This window comes from Lewinella sp. LCG006, from assembly GCF_040784935.1.
Lineage (GTDB): Bacteria > Bacteroidota > Bacteroidia > Chitinophagales > Saprospiraceae > Lewinella.
Window position 1 is genome coordinate 4,170,052 of the sequence record NZ_CP160680.1, and the last position, 18,604, is coordinate 4,188,655.

The 18,604-nt window shown below is 40.0% G+C and carries 15 protein-coding genes and 2 pseudogenes; 10 read left to right on the top strand and 7 right to left on the bottom strand.

The genetic code is table 11. The annotated features are described in order from the left end of the window. Positions 1 to 22 precede the first annotated feature (22 nt). Positions 23 to 1,237, bottom strand: a complete 1,215-nt coding sequence (locus AB0L18_RS15020) for an NAD(P)/FAD-dependent oxidoreductase (protein ID WP_367388123.1) — start codon at positions 1,235 to 1,237, stop codon at positions 23 to 25. A 426-nt stretch (positions 1,238 to 1,663) separates the two neighbouring features. Here AB0L18_RS15020 and AB0L18_RS15025 point away from each other — a divergent pair. Then, positions 1,664 to 2,020 (top strand): annotated as a pseudogene (locus AB0L18_RS15025) (tyrosine-type recombinase/integrase); the annotation flags it as partial. A 49-nt stretch (positions 2,021 to 2,069) separates the two neighbouring features. Here AB0L18_RS15025 and AB0L18_RS15030 read toward each other — a convergent pair. Continuing rightward, complete coding sequence (locus tag AB0L18_RS15030; protein ID WP_367393203.1) at positions 2,070 to 2,714, bottom strand: hypothetical protein; 645 nt, start codon at positions 2,712 to 2,714, stop codon at positions 2,070 to 2,072. A gap of 157 nt (positions 2,715 to 2,871) precedes the next feature. On the opposite strand from AB0L18_RS15030, the gene AB0L18_RS15035 reads away from it, so the two are divergent. The 4 genes from AB0L18_RS15035 to AB0L18_RS15050 all read left to right on the top strand — a co-directional run bounded on the left by AB0L18_RS15035 (position 2,872) and on the right by AB0L18_RS15050 (position 6,321). Beyond that, positions 2,872 to 3,810, top strand: coding sequence for a glycosyltransferase (locus AB0L18_RS15035; protein ID WP_367388124.1), 939 nt, complete (start codon positions 2,872 to 2,874; stop codon positions 3,808 to 3,810). Positions 3,811 to 3,816: 6 nt separating this feature from the next. Continuing rightward, complete coding sequence (locus tag AB0L18_RS15040; protein ID WP_367388125.1) at positions 3,817 to 4,521, top strand: class I SAM-dependent methyltransferase; 705 nt, start codon at positions 3,817 to 3,819, stop codon at positions 4,519 to 4,521. Beyond that, a complete protein-coding gene (locus tag AB0L18_RS15045; protein WP_367388126.1) occupies positions 4,509 to 5,996 on the top strand; it encodes a glycosyltransferase family 39 protein in 1,488 nt (495 codons plus the stop codon). The genes AB0L18_RS15040 and AB0L18_RS15045 overlap by 13 nt, the downstream gene beginning before the upstream one ends. 136 nt (positions 5,997 to 6,132) lie before the next feature. Continuing rightward, a complete protein-coding gene (locus tag AB0L18_RS15050; RefSeq protein WP_367388127.1) occupies positions 6,133 to 6,321 on the top strand; it encodes a hypothetical protein in 189 nt (62 codons plus the stop codon). Positions 6,322 to 6,372: 51 nt separating this feature from the next. On the opposite strand, the gene AB0L18_RS15055 is transcribed toward AB0L18_RS15050, so the two are convergent. From AB0L18_RS15055 to AB0L18_RS15065, 3 genes are read right to left on the bottom strand one after another with little or no spacing between them, the layout of a single operon-like run. Continuing rightward, complete coding sequence (locus AB0L18_RS15055) at positions 6,373 to 7,845, bottom strand: IS66 family transposase (protein WP_367388128.1); 1,473 nt, start codon at positions 7,843 to 7,845, stop codon at positions 6,373 to 6,375. 30 nt (positions 7,846 to 7,875) lie between these two features. Then, on the bottom strand, positions 7,876 to 8,223 hold the full coding sequence (gene tnpB / locus AB0L18_RS15060) for an IS66 family insertion sequence element accessory protein TnpB (protein WP_367388129.1): 348 nt from the start codon (positions 8,221 to 8,223) through the stop codon (positions 7,876 to 7,878). Next, on the bottom strand, positions 8,216 to 8,512 hold the full coding sequence (locus AB0L18_RS15065; protein WP_367388130.1) for a hypothetical protein: 297 nt from the start codon (positions 8,510 to 8,512) through the stop codon (positions 8,216 to 8,218). The genes tnpB and AB0L18_RS15065 overlap by 8 nt, the downstream gene beginning before the upstream one ends. 246 nt (positions 8,513 to 8,758) lie before the next feature. Here AB0L18_RS15065 and AB0L18_RS15070 point away from each other — a divergent pair, with 246 nt between their 5' ends. From AB0L18_RS15070 to AB0L18_RS15085, 4 genes are all read left to right on the top strand, one after another. Beyond that, positions 8,759 to 12,550 (top strand): hypothetical protein, encoded by a 3,792-nt coding sequence (locus AB0L18_RS15070; RefSeq protein WP_367388131.1) that lies wholly within the window; start codon positions 8,759 to 8,761, stop codon positions 12,548 to 12,550. A 364-nt stretch (positions 12,551 to 12,914) separates the two neighbouring features. Next, positions 12,915 to 13,193 carry a DUF1905 domain-containing protein gene (locus AB0L18_RS15075; protein WP_367388132.1) on the top strand — a complete coding sequence of 93 codons (279 nt, stop codon included), beginning with the start codon at positions 12,915 to 12,917 and terminating at the stop codon, positions 13,191 to 13,193. 99 nt (positions 13,194 to 13,292) lie between these two features. After that, positions 13,293 to 13,700, top strand: coding sequence for a VOC family protein (locus AB0L18_RS15080; protein WP_367388133.1), 408 nt, complete (start codon positions 13,293 to 13,295; stop codon positions 13,698 to 13,700). Between the two features lie 2 nt (positions 13,701 to 13,702). Next, a complete protein-coding gene (locus AB0L18_RS15085; protein ID WP_367388134.1) occupies positions 13,703 to 14,206 on the top strand; it encodes an SRPBCC family protein in 504 nt (167 codons plus the stop codon). A gap of 552 nt (positions 14,207 to 14,758) precedes the next feature. Here AB0L18_RS15085 and AB0L18_RS15090 read toward each other — a convergent pair. After that, positions 14,759 to 15,870, bottom strand: a pseudogene (locus AB0L18_RS15090) (IS4 family transposase); the annotation flags it as partial. A gap of 591 nt (positions 15,871 to 16,461) precedes the next feature. On the opposite strand from AB0L18_RS15090, the gene AB0L18_RS15095 reads away from it, so the two are divergent. After that, a complete protein-coding gene (locus AB0L18_RS15095) occupies positions 16,462 to 17,430 on the top strand; it encodes a hypothetical protein (RefSeq protein ID WP_367388135.1) in 969 nt (322 codons plus the stop codon). On the opposite strand, the gene AB0L18_RS15100 is transcribed toward AB0L18_RS15095, so the two are convergent. Continuing rightward, positions 17,427 to 18,482, bottom strand: a complete 1,056-nt coding sequence (locus AB0L18_RS15100) for an IS630 family transposase (RefSeq protein WP_367388028.1) — start codon at positions 18,480 to 18,482, stop codon at positions 17,427 to 17,429. The genes AB0L18_RS15095 and AB0L18_RS15100 overlap by 4 nt on opposite strands. Positions 18,483 to 18,604 lie beyond the last annotated feature (122 nt).

The following is an 18,604-nucleotide window of genomic DNA, read 5'->3' on the forward strand; positions in this document are numbered from 1 at the left end:
TGTTGCTCGCGCAGCGTTGTGCCTAACCCAACTTCCCAGCAATAAACGCCGTCGTCCAGGCCGACTGGAAGTTGTAGCCGCCGGTGATGCCATCAATGTCCATGACTTCACCCGCGAAGTAGAGGTTTTTACAAACCCTGCTTTGCATAGTGCTAAAGTCGATATCCTGAAGGCTCACGCCGCCACAGGTGACAAACTCTTCCTTAAAGGTGGTCTTGCCCCGCACGGCATAGACGTCATTGGTGAGCAGCGCAACGAGCTTGTTGATGCCGTTTTTACCGATCTCTCCCCATACCTTATCCTCGGGCAGTTGGGCTTTGGTGAGTAAAAAGCGCCAGAGCCGTTTGGGCAAGTCATAAGGGGCCAGGTTAGCAGCGTTTTTCTTGGGGTGCGAGCGGACAATGCTTTGCAGGTCTTCGCGAACAGTATCATCGTTTCTACTGGCCGTCCAATTGATTTGTACGTTGAATTGGTAGTCTTTTTCGCTAAGGATGCGCGCGCCGTGAGCGGAAAGCTTCAGGATGGCCGGGCCACTCATCCCCCAATGCGTAATCAACAAGGGCCCATCGGCTTTGAGTTTGGTGCCCTGAATATTGGCCAGTGCTGGTTCTACCACCACACCCATAAGCTCTCGGACTGCTTCTTCGGGCATATTAAAGGTGAAAAGGGAAGGTACTGGTTCTTCAATTTTATGACCTAATTCTTCCAGCCAGGTTAGTCCGCTTCGCTTGGGAGAACCACCTGTGGCTACGATGACTTTGTCAAACACCTCTGGCGCTTGATCCTCTTTGAGGAAACTCAGGAGCCATTGTTCCTCTTGCTGCTGGAGTGTTTTTACGCCGTAGCCGGTTTTAATCTCTACCCCTAGTCGGCGTGCCTCTTTAAGGAAGCAGTCGATAATACTTTGAGAACTTTGGGACTCAGGAAATACGCAATTGTCTTCCTGGATAACCAGGGGTACCCCTCGCTGCTCAAACCAGTTCATCGTATCCTGGGTACTAAAAACGCGAAAGGCTTTTTTTAGTTGGCGGGTGCCACGCGGGTACGCCTTGATGAGTTCGGAAATAGCCGTGCAACCATTGGTAACATTGCATCGCCCTCCTCCCGAAACTTTGACCTTGGCCAGGAGTTTCGACGATTTTTCCAAAATAATGACCGTCGCTGTCGGATGATTTTCTTTGGCCGCCAAGGCCGCAAAGAAGCCCGCAGCTCCTCCTCCAATAATGGCAACTTTCATGAATGCTATTGAGTAGGTATAAAGTCTAATAAAACGCAAAGGTCTGATTTTTCTGAAGAATGCATAGCTTCCTGGCTGGACTTTCGGCATTTAAGTAATTGGGCACAGAGCGACTTCAAATGGGATCATTGATGAAGCTGTTTAGGGGAAGTCAAGGTGTGTTTCCTGAATAACGCTAAATACTAAATACCTATTGACCCTAAAGTTGCTGAAGCTTTAACTGCGATTTTCCCTAATGCAAATTTTACTCCTGAAGCAAATTTCCGGTCCAGGCTGCCTTCTGATACGCCTGACAATACGGACATCCCTTTTTCTTCAACTGCTGCCAAAGGAAGGCCAGGGCACAAGGTTGACATAAGGCCAAAAATAAAGCCTGACTGACTATTCGCCACGATTGAGAACAAGAAGCACCAGACGATGGTGTATATGGCTTACAGTGCTGGCCTGCGGGTAAGCGAGGTATGCCAATTGCAGACCCGGGACATTGATTTGGAGAGAATGACGATTCACGTTGTGAACTCGAAGGGTAGTAAGGATCGAATGGTTCCCCTAAGCCCGGCACTGGTAGCTTTGTTGCAAGCCTATTTGTTGGAGTATCAACCCACGATATGGTTATTTGCCGGGCAGCTACCTGGAGAACCCTACTCCGTGCGTAGCCTACAGACCATTTTTCGGAGAGCAAAAGAGAAAGCAGGGGTTCGCAAGGCCGTTACTTTTCATTCTTTACGGCACAGTTATGCCACTCATTTGTTAGAATCAGGTACAGATGTACGCTTTATTCAGGAGCTTTTGGGTCACAGTGATATTAAAACCACGCTAAGGTACACCCATGTCAGCCAACAAACGCTGCAAAAAGTCCGTAGTCCATTTGATGATCTTTTTTGTAAAAGTACGTCAAATGGGGTATTTTGTTCGCATATAAGTAAGTTGTCCAAGATACTCCGCTTCGCTGCGCATCTTGGACAACGTTTTTCGGGCAAGCCCGTGCTGCACAAGCTTCTCCGCTGCGCTGCGAACCTCGCACAACACGGGACATGCGGAAATTCAAAAATTTTTCTCGGCTGCGCCGAAAATTTTCGAACTTCGCATGTCCCGAAAAACGTTGGGGCGTTATAGCTTTTGTGATGATCACCCAGGGGCTAGTAAAATGCTTGAAGGAAAGCATCCCCCCAGAAAACAGTGAGAAGAAGTGCCGCAAAAGTTCTACCTTGATGGGATGTGAAATGTCCGCATTAGTGGGAGCTGAAAAGAAGAATTCCCACCGCGCAAGTGGATATGCTGATGTTGGTGGGATATGTCCGCCGCGTGAGCAATGAAAAACAAACGCCCAACAAGGTGCAGACCGACAACCCCACAAGAGGGATTTGCTTCGGGGGAAAAGAGCTGTTTGTCGAGGGGAATTGCAGTTGGAGACATTTTCTTTGTGGGGCTGCGGCTGCACTAAACGTTGTCCAAGATACTCCGCTTCGCTGCGCATCTTGGACAACGGTTTTCGGGCAAGCCCGTGCTGCACAAGCTTCTCCGCTGCGCTGCGAACCTCGCACAACACGGGATATGTGGAAATTCAAAAATTTTTCTCGGCTGCGCCGAAAATTTCCGAACTTCGCATGTCCAGAAAAACGTTGTAAGAAATTATGAAAAATAAAGTCACCATAGTAACTCCAGTTTATAATGATTGGAAATGTCTAGAGTATCTGATACAGGACATAAATACATCACTAGCAAGTAAATTTGATGCTATCAATTTAGTTGTTGTAAATGATTGTTCGGTTGAGTTACCCATAATGCCAATTGAAATTCCCAAAAAAATAACTTACTCCCAAGTTGATTTAGTTTTAAATGTTGGGCATCAAAGAGCTATTTTGATAGGTCTATGCTATTGCTACGAACAGCAGATTGACTCGGAGTTTATAATTGTAATGGATTCTGATGGAGAAGACAATCCAAAATATATAAATCATTTCATAGACCAGGCCAATTCGTCTAGTAAAGGCCAAATAATATTTGCAAACAGGTCAAAACGTTCGGAAAGTTTAACTTTTAAGTTATTCTACTTTTTGTATAAGAAGGCGTTTAGATTATTAACGGGATCATCTATTTCTTTTGGTAATTTTAGTTGTATCCCAAAATCCTCATTATCAAAAATATGTAATAATCCGAGTTTTTGGAATCATTATTCAGCATCCGTAATAAAATCTAAGTTACCATATGACTTGATAATTACAGAAAGGAGTAAGCGATATTTTGGGGTTTCGAAAATGAATTTTAACAGCCTAATTCTTCATGGTCTAAGTTCACTATCTGTTTATATTGAGTCAATTATTATCCGAGTACTTAAACTAAGCTTTTTGATTTTTATACTCATGATAATCATAGGTGTAAGTGTACTATCTATCAAGTATTTTTCGGAATACGCTATTCCTGGATGGGCTACGAATGTATTTGGATTTATCTTCAATTTATTAATTACAGTTTTATTGTTCAATCTGTTAATAATCCTCACTCACCTAAATAATAGAAATAAACCTATTACTAAGCCAATTGATTTCTATAAACAAATTATTAAACAATAATAATTCATGAAAGACTCAAAATACATAGGTAATGAATTAACCATATTTAAAGATGCTGTAAACTGGAAACATTATTGGTATAATTCAATCAGTAAATTTATTTCAGGCGATGTACTTGAAGTAGGTGCTGGGATAGGTATAAATACGAATCTAATTCTGCAAAATCATTCTGATATCAGGAGTATAACATCTATTGAGCCAGATAAAACACTAGCAGATCAAATTTTAGACAACCTTAAAGGAGACAGGTCAAAAGTGACAGTCCTAAATCAATATTTACAAGATTTGCCTAATGATAAAAAATTTGACACCATTATTTACATTGATGTCATTGAACATATTGAGCATGATTCTATAGAACTTAATAAGGCTAAATTACACTTAAAAGAAGGGGGCCTATTAATCATTTTAGTTCCTGCATATAATTATTTATTTAGCCCTTTTGATCAAGCAGTTGGGCATTACAGGAGATATAATAGAAAAATGCTTTCTGATGCAATTCCCAATGACATGAGTAAGTTAGATTTATTTTACTTAGATTCGCTAGGACTGTGTGCATCTTTAGTGAATAAGTTTTTCTTGAAGCAGTCTTACCCAACAAGAAGTCAAATTCTAAAGTATGACAGGCTGATTGTACCTATTTCTAAAATCATAGACAAGTTAATATTAAATTCATTTGGCAAATCATTAATCGGGATATGGAAAAAATAAATACAGATTTTGTGTACCCTTGGGTAAAAAAGGCTTTTATACTTGCTGTTATTGGAATGTTTTTCCTTTTAGCATTGACTATCTTTTTTCAAAGTGATTTGAGAGGAGTTGAATCTAATGTTATATACTCGATTCAATTGGCTTTAGAAAACAATGGGAGTTTATACAACTCTCCAGAAAAGCCTCCATTTAACATAACACAATACGCTCCATTATATTATATTTTAAACGATGGCTTAATTAGTTTGTTATCAATTGAAACAGATAATTTTTTTTTGATTCGGGGCATCACTCGCATTGTCTCAGTTTTGTTAATGCTTTTGTCATTATTTATCTTAATTGACACACTACAAAATGTGATTGGAATTAATAGAAATTCTAGCTTAATTATTAGTATGACTTATTCAATATTAAGCTTTCCTTGGTTTAATATTTCAAGACCTGACGTATTGATTCTCTTTTTTTTCATTCTATCAATAAGGTCTATACTTTTATTTCAAAAAAGCAAGAAATCAAATACAGCATTTCTTTTAGGTGTTTTTATGGCTTTAGGTGTACTATCGAAACAGACAATGGGGGGCTATATAATTTCCTTTGGGCTTTATATGATAATTGCGAAACAATGGAGATTGGCATGTTTTTCAGCTATTTCTTTTGTGTCAACATTGGTTTTAATGTGCGGATTAATTCATATATTAGGTTACGACTTAACATATCTTTACCAAAATATTGTGAAGGGTATTGATAATGGAACTTCATTTTTTGCCGCCTGGAAAGCCTATAAGAATTATTTTGCGTATTTTGGTCTATTTTCCCTTGTGTTTGTCTTATTAAGTATCATTAGTTTAAAAAATTGGAAACACGTAAAAACTAATCATAATTTACTTTTTCTCATTACAATAAGCTACACAGTTGCTGTTTTCTCTTTTTTTTCGGCACTAAAAGTTGGATCAGCTATAAACTACTTTAATGAACTATTACTATGTTTATTGATTTTTATGATGTCTATTTTGGAAAGCTATAATATTCTTAAAAAGAAATTATTTTTGATTGGATTTATGCTTTTTGGGATTTCTATTGCTATCAATCATACTTTTCACTATGCTGCGCCATTGTTATTGAACTTAAAATCAATGAATTCTAACGTTAAAAATGAGAGTGACATTCCTGAAATAATAACTTTTTTAGAATCAAACCTCGGGGACAGTTATTTTTATTCTGACGATAGAACAATTGCTCAATCGTTTCCTCAGAGATGCGTATTATTTCCTACTGACATCCATAACATCACCTACAATCGAAAGGTTTTTGATTATTCTTTTTTCGAAGAATGGGCAAGAGAAAACCTTATTTTCATAATTGTCAGTCGTGATAGAAAGAAATTATATGATATTGATATAAAAAAGTATTATTCTTTGAAAATCAAATACCAAAATTATAATTTATATCAATTAACTTCTTACAACAAAGAATAAATGCTATTAAAACGAGCGTTTATTCAAAACGTTGAACAAAACCACCCTATTTTCCACTCCTAATTTCTTGTATTTCAATTGATTAGTCATCTGGTCTTCGCTAATTTCGTCACATCGTTCACTAAAGCAAAAAGCGATGAAAACGAAAGAAGCTTATCAGCAAGGATTACGTACGTATTTAATCTTGAAGAACTACAGCCCGGCGACGGTCTCGGCGTATGGTTGTGCATTTCGACAGTTTTTGGACTGGCGTATAGAGCGCAAGTATGGAGCGGATTTTACACCAGAGCAAGCACGCCAATATTTGCTTTATCGCTACGAATAGGGCCTGAAGTGGCAGACCATCAATGGGGACTATTCGTAAGCGTCCGAGCAACTACAGGTCTCTGTTTCTATTTTCCTCCCACTGTGCAGGCAGTAGCTCCTCCAGTCGGTTGATAGGGTGAGCGCCAATACGGCCAAGCACATCCGTGAGCCATTCCCATGGGTTGGCCTTTGCGTATTTGCAGCTGGCGAAGAAGCTGTACATCATGGCAGCACGTTGCGCGCCTTCGTGCGAACCCGCGAAGAGGTAATTTTTACGCCCCAAAGCAAGTGGACGGATAGAGTTTTCGATCAGGTTGTTATCGATTTCGATGCGGCCGTCTTCAAGGTAGTGGGCCAAGCGAGGAAGCTGATTTGTAGCATAGTGCAGTGCCTTACCTATGGCGCCCTTGCTTAGGTTGTTTTTCTGTTCGGTGATGACCCATTGTAAAAGTTCCTCATAAATGGCTTTGGCCTTGGCTTGTCTTAAGGTTTTGCGCTCAGCAGCGGACATCTTCGCTTCCCGGGCATGCCGTTCAATGGCGTAGAGTTGCTGTATTTTCGTCAATGCATGCTCCGCCATAGCTGGATGGTTGTCCTTAGCTTCAAAAAACTTACGGCGGATATGAGCCAGACAGCTGATGAGTTCCACTTGGCGGCCACGGGCGAACTTATCATAGGCTGCGTAGCCATCTGACTGCAGATAGCCTGTAAAATCAGCTAGTGTTTCGGTCAAGCCATTGGCTCCTCGGCCCTTTCGATACACGAAAAGAACGTTTCCGGAAAGCGGATTGTGGAATACCCATTGATAACCCAAATGAGTATTCCCTGCCTTATTGCTGTCGAGTACTTTCATAGTAGACTCGTCACCTTGCAGGTAGTCCGTATGGAGCACATTTTTACGCAAGGTCTCATAAAGGGGTTCGAGCAAGGTACAACAGGCCGCGAACCAATCATTGATGGTTGATTTGTGGATCGCCCAGCCGTGATCACGCTTAAATATTTCGATCTGCCGGTAGAAAGGCAGATGATCGATGTATTTGGCAACGAACAGATACGCTAGTAATCCAGCTTCTGCAATGCCTTTGGGGATCGGGCGTTCAGGGAGTTCGCCGATAAGGATGCTAGCAGCGTCTGGCGTTTCTTCGGTACGCGCGTACTTCTTGCGGATATAGCGACGCTTGAGTAATACACCGGGGCGATAATCCAGTGTTTCCGTTACCTCTTCTCCTATTTCCACCATGCCAGTGGTATCTTCTGCTGGCTCAATGATGATTTCTTCAACAGGAAGATTTTCGGGCAGTTGGGTGCGACCAGGGTGCGCTTTTTTCTTGCGCTCGTAACTGATCTTTTCCTTGTCGACTTCCCCTTCGCCAGTGGCTTGATCAAGCTCCCAAAGGTCAAGTTGCTCGGGGGCAACACTGGGTACAAAACGTTCTTTGGAAGCACCGAAAATCAACCGCTTTAGTTGATCCAGCTCGTGCTGAAGCTTAGCATTTTGCTGCTTCAACTCATCGTATTCCGCCTTAGAAACAGTGGCTTCCATATGGATCAAAAATACAAAATCACCCCCTTTTCAAGCAGCTTTTTGGTACCTTTTTCGCCGTTTTACGGATTTAATTTCGATCCCTTCCAAGAGCAATTGAATATCGCTCCAAGACATTTCCAGCGTGTTGTTCTCGGCAGCTGGCAGCTCGAAAGTCCCCTGCTCCAACACCTTGTACCAGACTACAAAACCATTGCGATCCCATACCAATAACTTGATACGATCGCGACGCTTGTTCAGAAAAATGAAGACGTCGCCGCTGAGTAACTCGTGCTGGATGTGGTTACGGACTAGTCCGCTCAGACCATTAAATCCTTTGCGCATATCCGTACTGCCTCGATACAAGAAATAGCGCTGGAAGCCCGAGAAGCTAAACATGAGCACGATCGATTTCCACCACCAACTCGGCGATTTCCCGAATCGATAGTCCCGTGATTTCTAATTCCAATCCGCTGGGCAGGCACAGTCTCCTTTTTGATACCTCCCCCACTGGCGTGAGTTCACAAAAACCGGAGGGCTCCACAGTATCGGGCCTGTTATATTTTTTCTTCCAGGAATAGAAAGTCGGTACCTTTAGGTCATTGTCGGCGCAGAAGGCAGCTACCGTTTGGCTGCTGCTTGCCTGCTGTCCCAGAAATTGATCAATCGCTTCGCGTGGATGTCGCATAGGTCCTTACTTTGGTTGGAGCAAAGATCAGGGACAGGGAGCAGGGCGGCAATATGGGGTTGGTCGGACGCTTACTCTTGGACAACGTTTTTCGGGCAAGCCCGTGCTGCACAAGCTTCTCCGCTCCGAACCTCGCACAACACGGGACATGCGGAAATTCAAAAATTTTTCTCGGCTGCGCCGAAAATTTCCGAACTTCGCATGTCCCGAAAAACGTTGTATGCCATTAAAATATAAATAAACCTAATGAAATTTATTGATCGACATGATATTGAAAGATGGGCAGAGCGGTACGACTCAAAGGGTTATTTGCCGTACCTGATTTCAAGGCTTGTCCGATCTACTACTCCTTTAGATACATTCGTAGAGTTTCCGGACGGTAGTAGTACATTTATCGGCGGATGGGATGGTAAGGTAATCTGCAAAGAGTCAAGTCCATATGTCCCTGAAGGGACTTCATTATGGGAATTTGGCACAGAAGCAAGCACTTCTACAAAAGCAGAAACTGACTTAGCTAAACGATCAGCGAATCCGCTCGGATATGAGCCATCAGAATGTACCTTGATAGTAGTTACTCCAAGGTTTTTTAAAAAGAAAGATAAGTTTAGACAAGAAAAAATTGCACTTGGTATTTGGAAAGAAGTGCTTGTTTATGATTCTCGAAATCTAGAGGAATGGTTTGAAATAGCCCCTGTATCAGCCCGCTGGTTCTCTAGTTATATTAAAAAATATCCCCCGGACGGGATAATAACTATTGAAGAATTTTGGAAGGAATGGTCTATGGGACCAAATGGTGCCCTTCCCCCAAAGGTAGTAACAGCAGGAAGAGAATATGAATCTAAACAACTACTAAAGTTTCTTCACGGAGCTCCAGCAATTCTACCAGTACAAGCTTCATCAAAAGATGAGGCTGTTGCATTTATCATAGCGACAGCCATGCAGTTCGAAGAAGCTCCTAAAGAAGCATTTGCCGCGAAAGCACTTGTAGTTGATACATCTGCAAACTTCAGAAGTATCAGAATAAATCAGTTTGGTTTGAACCTGATTGCAAAATTTGATGATCCACAGATTTTGTATGCAGGCGTCGCTGATGGCCATCACGTATTAGTTCCGCTAGGGGCGGATGACATCTTTAATCAAGATAAGTTGATTCTACCTTTGATAGATCGGGATGGGTTGGTTGAAGCATTAGAGTCAATGGGGTTAGACAAAACAATAGCTTCAAGTTATTCAAAAGAGAGTGCACGAAATATAACTGTACTAAAAAGACTTTTAAAATTTCCTCAGAATCGACTTGATTGGGCTGAACCTCAGAATGCTAAAGAGATTATTCCTGGAATGTTGATTGGTAGATGGAATGAAAACAACAGGGGAGATATTGAGCTTATCGAAAAGCTTGCTCAAGAAGACTATGAGAGTTTCATCGAGAAAATTGCAAAGTGGAATGAGCACGAAACCCCACCATTCATAAAAATTGGCGAAACATGGAGATTGACTTCGCCACTTGATGCTTGGGCTCATTTGGCAGCGCATATTTCTTTAGAAAACTTAAATACCCTTAAAGAATGTTTTTTTGAGGGATACAAATATGGTAACCCTACACTAGAACCAGAACCAAATCAGACCGCTTTTGCTCAATTTTTATCTAAGGAAAAAAAATTCTCATCTTGGGCTCGTGAGGGACTAGCCCAATCATTGATCCTTATTGGCTTGTATGGAAAAGGGTTAAAGATTCTGAATATGGAATCCCCTCAAGTATGGGTTGATGACATTATCCATGAACTACTGAATGAGGCAGATGGCCAAATGTGGATTTCACTAGATCGTGAAATGCCCCTTATCTCGGAAGCCTCTCCCAATAGCTTCTTAAATTCCATTTTTGACTCAGTTAAAAAATCACCATCTCCATTATTGGAAGTTTTTCATGAGAATCAGGGCTTTATCACTCCAACCAGTCATCATACTGGTTTGCTATGGGCTCTGGAGGGGTTATCATGGGATCCTGAATATTTGAAAGATTCAGCAATGGCTTTAAGTAAACTTGCGCAAATCGATCCCGGTGGAACTCTTTCTAATAGGCCAATTAATAGCCTTACAGAAATATTTAAGCCTTGGCACTATCAAACTTTAGCAAGTTTTGATGAGCGCATGGAAACCGTTCGTGAAATAGCGAATACCACCAAAGAAATAGGTTGGACTTTGCTTTTACGAATGCTACCTCAAAATCATGGAGTAGGTCATCCGACACATAAAATGCGTTGGAGAATGCTTGAGCATAGTTTTGACAAAAACTATACCTACAAAGAAATTTGGGAAACTCATTCTGAAGTTGTTGATATAATGATTTCTGTTTTTGATTATTCAGAAAATCAACTATCAGACATTCTTCAAGGTATTGACAACTTATCTCCGCATGACAGGGAAAAGCTATTGATCTTTTTGGGTTCAGAATTGGATAAAATAGAGCAATTAGAATACACAGCTTGGCATACCCTAAGAAACAATCTTTCCCATCATAGATCACATCCTGATACTAATTGGGCTTTACCAGAGAATGAATTAAAAAAAATTGAGCTTATTTATCAGCGTTTAATGCCCAAAGACTCTGTAAATAGGTACAAATGGCTTTTTGATGATCATTGGCCAAGATTTCCAGAAGGAAATATACATGACAAAGAGCAAATTGACAGCCGACACGATCAAATTCAAAAAAAGATAGATGATCGACGAGTCGAAGCACTAAAAATTATACTTGATGAGTACGGACTGAACAAGGTTATTACTTTGAGTCAAACTGTTATGGAACCTTGGTTTTTAGGAGACACCCTAGCTAAGATTTCAAAAAAAGACGAGGTTTTAACAGAACTTATACCACTTTTAGATTCGTCAAATGATAAGATTCAAAAATTTGTTCAAGCTTTTATTTATCGTAAGTCAATTTTGAACGGAGAAGATTGGATAATTCAATATTTTGAACAGTTTGATAAAAAACAGCTTGGAGATACCGCACTTGCTAGGTTTTTCATACCTCTGAATCAATCCAAAAAGTTATGGGAATTTATTGATGGACTTTCTGAAGGAATCAAGAATGCTTATTGGGTTCACATGTACCCTCGTTTTCATAATTTAAGTCAAGATGAGATAACATATGGACTCAAAGAGCTCTTAAATCACTCGAGATTCATTAGTGCAATTGATTTTGCCAGTCATTCAAAAAAAGAAATACCATCAGATTTGATTGTAGAAATATTAGAAAAGGCAGCTACGGTTGAATCTAAAGAGACAAGTCGCCTTCATGGTTATGAAGTTAATCAACTTTTTGATGAAATTGATAAACGAACAGATGTAGAGAGAGGAAAGCTAATTCGCCTTGAATGGCTGTATTTATCCATACTCGCATCGTATAGGAATAGTAGGGATCCCAAGGTCTTACATGAGGAGCTAGCACAGAACCCCCATTTTTTTTTAGAAGTACTAAAATGGGTTTACATGCCCAAAAGCAAAGAGCGATTAGAAGAAGAACGCAAAGAGTTGTCTGATGAAGTTATCAGGAATAGAGCGATGCAAGCTTATAAACTACTTGATTCTTGGAAGAGAATTCCCGGAGTAAATAAGCAAGGTGAAATTGATAAAAACTATCTAGAAAAATGGGTCCAAGAAGTTAGGAGAATGGCTGAAGAAGCTGATCGCTTGGAGGTTGTTGATGCACAAATTGGCCAAGTATTGGCACAATATCCTGAAACGGGATCAGATTGGCCTCCTGATGAAATTTGTCAAATCATTGAGATGGTTAATACTGAAAGTATTAAACGGAATTTTTCATCAGCCACTCATAATAAAAGAAGCTTCTCATCAAGAGGACCATTTGATGGAGGTAATATAGAAAGAGGACATGCAGAATATTTCGGTAAACTAGCTAAACTGCACCGGAGAAGATATCCAAATATTGCTCGAATATTTGACGGGCTAGTGGATGGTTATTTGCATGAAGCCAAGAGAATGGATGAGGAAGCGGAAAGAAGTAAATTGGATTATTAAAAAGAATAACGGCATACAACAATGCTGCCGCGTCAATGCCGCCACAACGTTGATTCTTCGAGTTAAAAGCCCTAAATTAGTCACGGTAAAACCATGTAGCGACGCTGGTTAAGGCGGACACTGCGCGGCACCGAGACCGTTGTCCAAGATACTCCGCTTCGCTGCGCATCTTGGACAACGTTTTTCGGGCAAGCCCGTGCTGCACAAGCTTCTTCGCTGCGCTGCGAACCTCGCACAACACGGGACATGCGGAAATTCGAAAATTTTTCTCGGCTGCGCCGAAAATTTTCGAACTTCGCATGTCCCGAAAAACGTTGTAGGCAACCCTAAGAGATGACATAAAAAAATGACCAAAAAGATATTTATGAGTAAGCAACTCAACAAAACGTTCAAGACCAAATTGCAGAAAAGTCCTGCTAAAGGCGGCCATACATATGTTATATGGCCTGAATCAGCTTCCTTTTTTGGAACTAAGGGATTAGTGAAAGTTAAAGGAACAATGGAAAACCACCCCTTTCAAACATCTTTTATGGCTCTTGGGGACGGCAATCATAAGTTACCTGTAAAAGCAGAAATCCGGAAGGCTATTGGTAAGGAAGTGCGTGATGAAATTAGCATACATTTAATGGGAAGATTAAATTAGACCTCAATCCTTAAGGTGGTTATAGCAATCCTGCGTGATTAAGATAATCATATCATATGTACAAGCAGAGATAACGATACACCAAAAATCAGCGAGAATATGAAACCAAAAATCAGCTTCATCACTATTGCAGTGACCGACCTTGAAAAATCTATCGATTTTTACAAAAATGGATTTGGCTTTCCCACAAAGGGAATTCAGGACGGCAGTGAAGAACATTGCTTGTTTGACCTAAACGACAACTTTAGCTTGGTGCTCTATCGCAGACAAGAGTTTTTGCCTTTAACTGCTAACCCTAACCAGACTGAAAAATCGGCAGGTTTTATTCTTAGCCATAATGCTCAAAGCAAGGAGCAAGTGGACGAAATTCTAAAATCAGCTTTGAAAGTTGGTGGTACACAAATCGGACATACACAAGACGAACCTTGGGGCTACTCCGCAAGCATAGCAGACCTTGATGGACACCAATGGGAAATTGTATATATGCCACACTACGACAACAATTAAAAATGACAACTCCTTATATCCCAACGGTAGAAACTCAAATGCTTGTTAGACGACCAGTCCAACTCGTATTTCAGGCCTTTATTGACCCTACTGTAACGACACATTTTTGGTTTACAAAATCAAGCGGACAATTAGAAATTGATAAAAAGGTAATTTGGGAATGGGAAATGTACAATATTTCCACACAGGTCTTTGTAAGGGAAATTGTTGAAGACAAAAAAATAGTAATTGAATGGGGTGACCCATTAACAACGGTAGAATTCCTTTTTGAACCGCAAACCAACAACACAACTTATGTTGTTATTAAAAGTTATGGGTTCACTCAAACAGGACAAGAACTAATTGAAGTAATCAAAGACAATACAGGTGGTTTTACAACGGTTTTAGACAGTTTGAAGGCTTTTTTAGAACACGGTTTAAAACTAAATTTAATTGCAGACAAGTTTCCTCAACATCACAACTCGACAGAAAAAAATTTTGGAAAATGGCAAAAGGCGAAAAAATAATTCGTAACTCATTGACAGAAAGAAGGGCTTATCGTTGGGCGCCATGATAATTCCTTTTATCACTTATGCAACTAATCAGGTAGCACTTAAAGCGGTGTTCGCACAGCTCACCCAAAATAGCATAGCCTGTCGGCTGGATTCATATTCTAAACTATGCTACTTATATAACTCGGCGCTAGCACCTTTGCATTTTATTTGAGATGGTAACAAACAACACTACAAAAATTATCCATCCAAGGAAAATAAGTGCTAGTCTTCTGGTTTTCTCATTTGAGCTCAATCCTTCTTTGTTTGCAAAAGCAAAGAATAATATTAGCGGGACTGCAACTAAAAATAACCCAACTATGAACGGCATATTGATAACGGTTTTATGTCAAGTTTTTAGTAATGCTGATTCTGCATTAAGTTAATAAGCGTAAAATAACTATTTCTGGGGTATTCTTGTGTGTATTTAAGGAATAGTAATAAAAGTGAATGGTCAGTAGTGTCCGGTTGTAAGTCAAAGATATTCAGTTGGTTATGGCTATAAGGGTTCTGGTTTTTGGATTCAATTTTTATAATCAGTTGATTTACATGCGCTTTATCAAAAGCGGAAATGCTCATTACTTGTGAAATTTCGTTCAAAGAGTGTAGACTTCTTACCTATTACTCAGAATAGCGACTAGCGCAAAGGTGCAGATCGCGATTCAGATTTGGGTTTTGACAGCGTTAGGACTTTCTCCCCAGAACTTCTTGATGCGTAAGTGCTGCTTGATCCACTTGAAGAAAATCTCGACCTTCCAGCGATTGATGTACAACACAACGATCTGCATAGTGGGGGCTTCAAATTGGTTGGTAAGGTAGACGTACGTTTTGTCGTGCTCCTTATCATAGTACTTAATGCGTCGTAGAAACTCAGGGTAGTTTTGCTTGGCATAATGGCCAGTGAGGCGTATTGTTTGATCGCATCGCAGACCAGTTGTTTTGTCAACTTGCTCAGAGTATACTCTTGCAAATGCGAGGTTCTTATTAGCTCGGATGACAAAGTAAGCACCACTTTGATGGAGTTGATAAAGACGTTGCCAATCAACGTAACCTCGGTTCATCACGTAGAAAGCATCTGCCTCAAAATCCATTATGTCTAGGACATTGACATCATGTACGGTACCATCGGTAATATGGACAAAACAAGGGATTTCACACTTAACATCTAGTAAAATATGGAGTTTTACCGCTGCTTTGTGCTTGCGGAACTTAGCCCACCAGAAAACATCCAGGCATAGTTCTATTGTCGTCGCATCTAGCGCATAGACCACGTTATCCAGTTCAATAGTCAAGTCTTCATCCACTTGGCATACTTGACGGGCTTGTCCAATAAGCACTTGAGCAAAGTCTGCATATATACGCCAGTCACGGTTTTCATTAGCATCGGCCAATGTAGATCGCTTGACACCATTCGTCAATCCCAAGTGATACAGCTTATGCTCATGAGCCTGTAGGCAAGTGACTACATTTCGTAAGCTCTCGCGGTTGGTTAGCTGGCCAAAGCTCATACACAAAAACTGATGCCAGCAGGTGAAATTGCGAACCCGATAATTACCGTCGTACTTGTCAACATACTTGGTAAACTCTTTGTGATTGATCAAACTCATTAACTGTGCAAAGACATATTTACCTCGATTCATTAGCTTCCCTCTTTTGGGCGCTAATTTGGCCTTCTTCGCAGGCGATTCAAATCGTTTCTGAATGAAATCGTTGTAACTTTATGATAGACAAATAGTTATGAGGGTTTCTGGTTTTTTAATCGGACACTACTGACATAATATTTAGATTTAATAGAAAACCAAGAAGATAAGGAAAAGCTTTATCTTGGTGAGGATGCAGCGAGGGAAGGTTCCTGCGATAGCAGGTTAGTTCAACACGGGACATGCGGAAATTCAAAAATTTTCTCGGCTGCGCCAAAAAAATACCGAACTTCACATGTCCTGAAAAACGTTATGTACTATTCTCAGAAAAGACATTTAATATTAAGATATGACGATGTCAATTTCCCAATTTGCTTAGCGGGAAAAACAAGTTTTTATTAAATAAAGTATTAATAGGCTACAAATAATAAAAATATATCTTGATGACCCAAAATTTTGAATAATGACTCGGATTTGATTTGAGACTTTAAACTATCCTTAACACTAACATAAGACTATTTTAGTAATATGGCTATGAATTTTGACCTATATTAGTTTGTATATTAATAGGTTAAAATAAAAAATCTAGCGATGAGAATAGTTTACGTCATTGTATTGAACCTAGTATTTCTACCCATATTATTAACTGGACAAGCAACCGAGGATTCTGATGAAATAAAGCCATTGGAACAATTTGTAGGGTATTATGATGTAGGCACAAAGCCGAATAAACCCTTTTTTAGAAGTAGATGGTACTTAAAAGAAGGAAAGTTATATACCATATATGATTCAGACATCGATAGGAAATTTGAACCATATGAAAATAATAAGTTAAGGTACAATGTGTTTTATGATGAAGAAAATCTTCCAGAAATAGATGAAAATGATACCACTTACTATGTGGTTTTGACATTTGAAGAAAGTCAACTTAAGAGCTTTAAAATAATTCGACCAAGAAAAGAATGGGAAACAGATTTATATGGATATAGGAATAGTGATTTGTCACCATTTGCAATTTACACTGAGCAAGAATTGACAAATACTCATAGTACTAAAAATTTCAGGTATAATTATAGTGATGAAGACGAGGATTTTATAATGGATTTTTCTAGGAATATAGAAGCAAATCAACCGGGTCTTTTAGATGATTTTGGGTTAGATAATGTTCCAATAACAACCTATAAAATATATCCAAATTTAGAAACTTATCATAATAGTGTATTAACACCAGAAGCACCAGAATGGCAACAAGGAAGAGTTTGGACAGAGAATGAAATTAGATTGGTTTCCCCGGTAAATCTAGAAATGGAAGACCCCGGATTAAATTCAAGTGATCTGTTGATCCATGAATATATACATTGTTTGCATTGGAATAAGGTGGGAGATCCAAATTCAATTCCTAAATGGCTTTGGGAAGGAGTGGCATTATATAAAGGATGTTGTGAATGGGGGAATTTGAAAGGATTAGATTATTTAAATAATGGAGATTATCCGACCTTAAAAGAGATAAATAGAAATAGTGGATTTCAATATGAATTAGGTTACTATACCCGTCCCTAAGTGGTTTGGGCGTATACAGAAGTCCCACCTACTGAACGAAAATTCAACGTTAGTAGCCTGCGTAACTCTGACTTGTGTGACTTAGTGTCATTGAGAAAATCAATTATTCCGTCTTTGAATTTTGAATACGTATCGTAGTAAATAGAGCTGATGACTTTTTTACGCATAAACTTCCAAAGCCGCTCTATTAGATTCAAATTAGGAGAATAAGGGGGTAGAAATACAAATTCTATGCGCTGATCAGCGGCCCAGTCCTGGAGCATTTTATTGCGATTATAGCGGGCATTATCGCAGATCAGATATATTTTCTTCTTTGGATGTTTCTTCAATAATTGCCGGCACAGCCGTTGGGTAGACTGTGCATTGATAGAATCAGTGATGTCATAAACCAGGTGCTCAGGCTTAAGTGCATTGATCGCACCGTTGATATTTACCCGTTTACGACCGCTATTACAGTCCACCTCAAAGTCTCGGCCCTTGCGTATCCAAGCTCTCCCCGTTTTGGTATTATGGGTGGGATGACAGCCATCAGCGTAGTATACTACTGCTTCTCCTTGTACGGCTTGTTCCAAAAGTTCGGGCAGTACGTCATCTAGAAAATCCAGCTGATCTTGTTCGTTAGCTTTGCTGGCTACTGCCTTGGTCTGCTTGTATACAAAGCCAATGCGATGCAGGAGCTGAGTCATACCAGATACCGAATAAATAACGCCAAAGGTTACTTGAACATACTCACAAATGGAAGCGGCTTCTTCGTACAAGTTCTCTTCCAAGTGAGCTGTCAAGAGTAAAATCTCTTCCTCGTTCAGTTTTCCTGAATAGGGCGTAAACCCATCCAAGAGGTAAGCCGTCAATCCCTTTTCATAAAAGGCTTTCGCGTAACGTCTGATGGTATTATCATCCAAACCCAGCGCAGCCTCAATGACCTTGATCTTATGTCCCTGATGCAACATAATCAAGACCGTAACCTTGCGGAATTGACGCGGGGGCAAATTCGGATGCTTCTGAATTTGACGTAATTGATCGTACTCGGATTGACTTAGCTTGATTTTCACGCCAAAAAATACGAATTTTTCCCAAACTACTTAGTGACGGGTATATTTGATTGACTATATAGAAAAAAAATGGGGTTGGAAAAAAGTATTAGAATTAATAGAATCAAATGGGGATATTAAAG

What these genes read in the sequence shown, in the direction of transcription:
- AB0L18_RS15020 (WP_367388123.1), bottom strand. Translation starts at nt 1,237, where the DNA reads ATGAAAGTTGCCATTATTGGAGGAGGAGCTGCGGGCTTCTTTGCGGCC.
- AB0L18_RS15030 (WP_367393203.1), bottom strand. Translation starts at nt 2,714, where the DNA reads ATGCGCAGCGAAGCGGAGTATCTTGGACAACGTTTAGTGCAGCCGCAG.
- AB0L18_RS15035 (WP_367388124.1), top strand. Translation starts at nt 2,872, where the DNA reads ATGAAAAATAAAGTCACCATAGTAACTCCAGTTTATAATGATTGGAAA.
- AB0L18_RS15040 (WP_367388125.1), top strand. Translation starts at nt 3,817, where the DNA reads ATGAAAGACTCAAAATACATAGGTAATGAATTAACCATATTTAAAGAT.
- AB0L18_RS15045 (WP_367388126.1), top strand. Translation starts at nt 4,509, where the DNA reads ATGGAAAAAATAAATACAGATTTTGTGTACCCTTGGGTAAAAAAGGCT.
- AB0L18_RS15050 (WP_367388127.1), top strand. Translation starts at nt 6,133, where the DNA reads ATGAAAACGAAAGAAGCTTATCAGCAAGGATTACGTACGTATTTAATC.
- AB0L18_RS15055 (WP_367388128.1), bottom strand. Translation starts at nt 7,845, where the DNA reads ATGGAAGCCACTGTTTCTAAGGCGGAATACGATGAGTTGAAGCAGCAA.
- tnpB (WP_367388129.1), bottom strand. Translation starts at nt 8,223, where the DNA reads ATGTTTAGCTTCTCGGGCTTCCAGCGCTATTTCTTGTATCGAGGCAGT.
- AB0L18_RS15065 (WP_367388130.1), bottom strand. Translation starts at nt 8,512, where the DNA reads ATGCGACATCCACGCGAAGCGATTGATCAATTTCTGGGACAGCAGGCA.
- AB0L18_RS15070 (WP_367388131.1), top strand. Translation starts at nt 8,759, where the DNA reads ATGAAATTTATTGATCGACATGATATTGAAAGATGGGCAGAGCGGTAC.
- AB0L18_RS15075 (WP_367388132.1), top strand. Translation starts at nt 12,915, where the DNA reads ATGAGTAAGCAACTCAACAAAACGTTCAAGACCAAATTGCAGAAAAGT.
- AB0L18_RS15080 (WP_367388133.1), top strand. Translation starts at nt 13,293, where the DNA reads ATGAAACCAAAAATCAGCTTCATCACTATTGCAGTGACCGACCTTGAA.
- AB0L18_RS15085 (WP_367388134.1), top strand. Translation starts at nt 13,703, where the DNA reads ATGACAACTCCTTATATCCCAACGGTAGAAACTCAAATGCTTGTTAGA.
- AB0L18_RS15095 (WP_367388135.1), top strand. Translation starts at nt 16,462, where the DNA reads ATGAGAATAGTTTACGTCATTGTATTGAACCTAGTATTTCTACCCATA.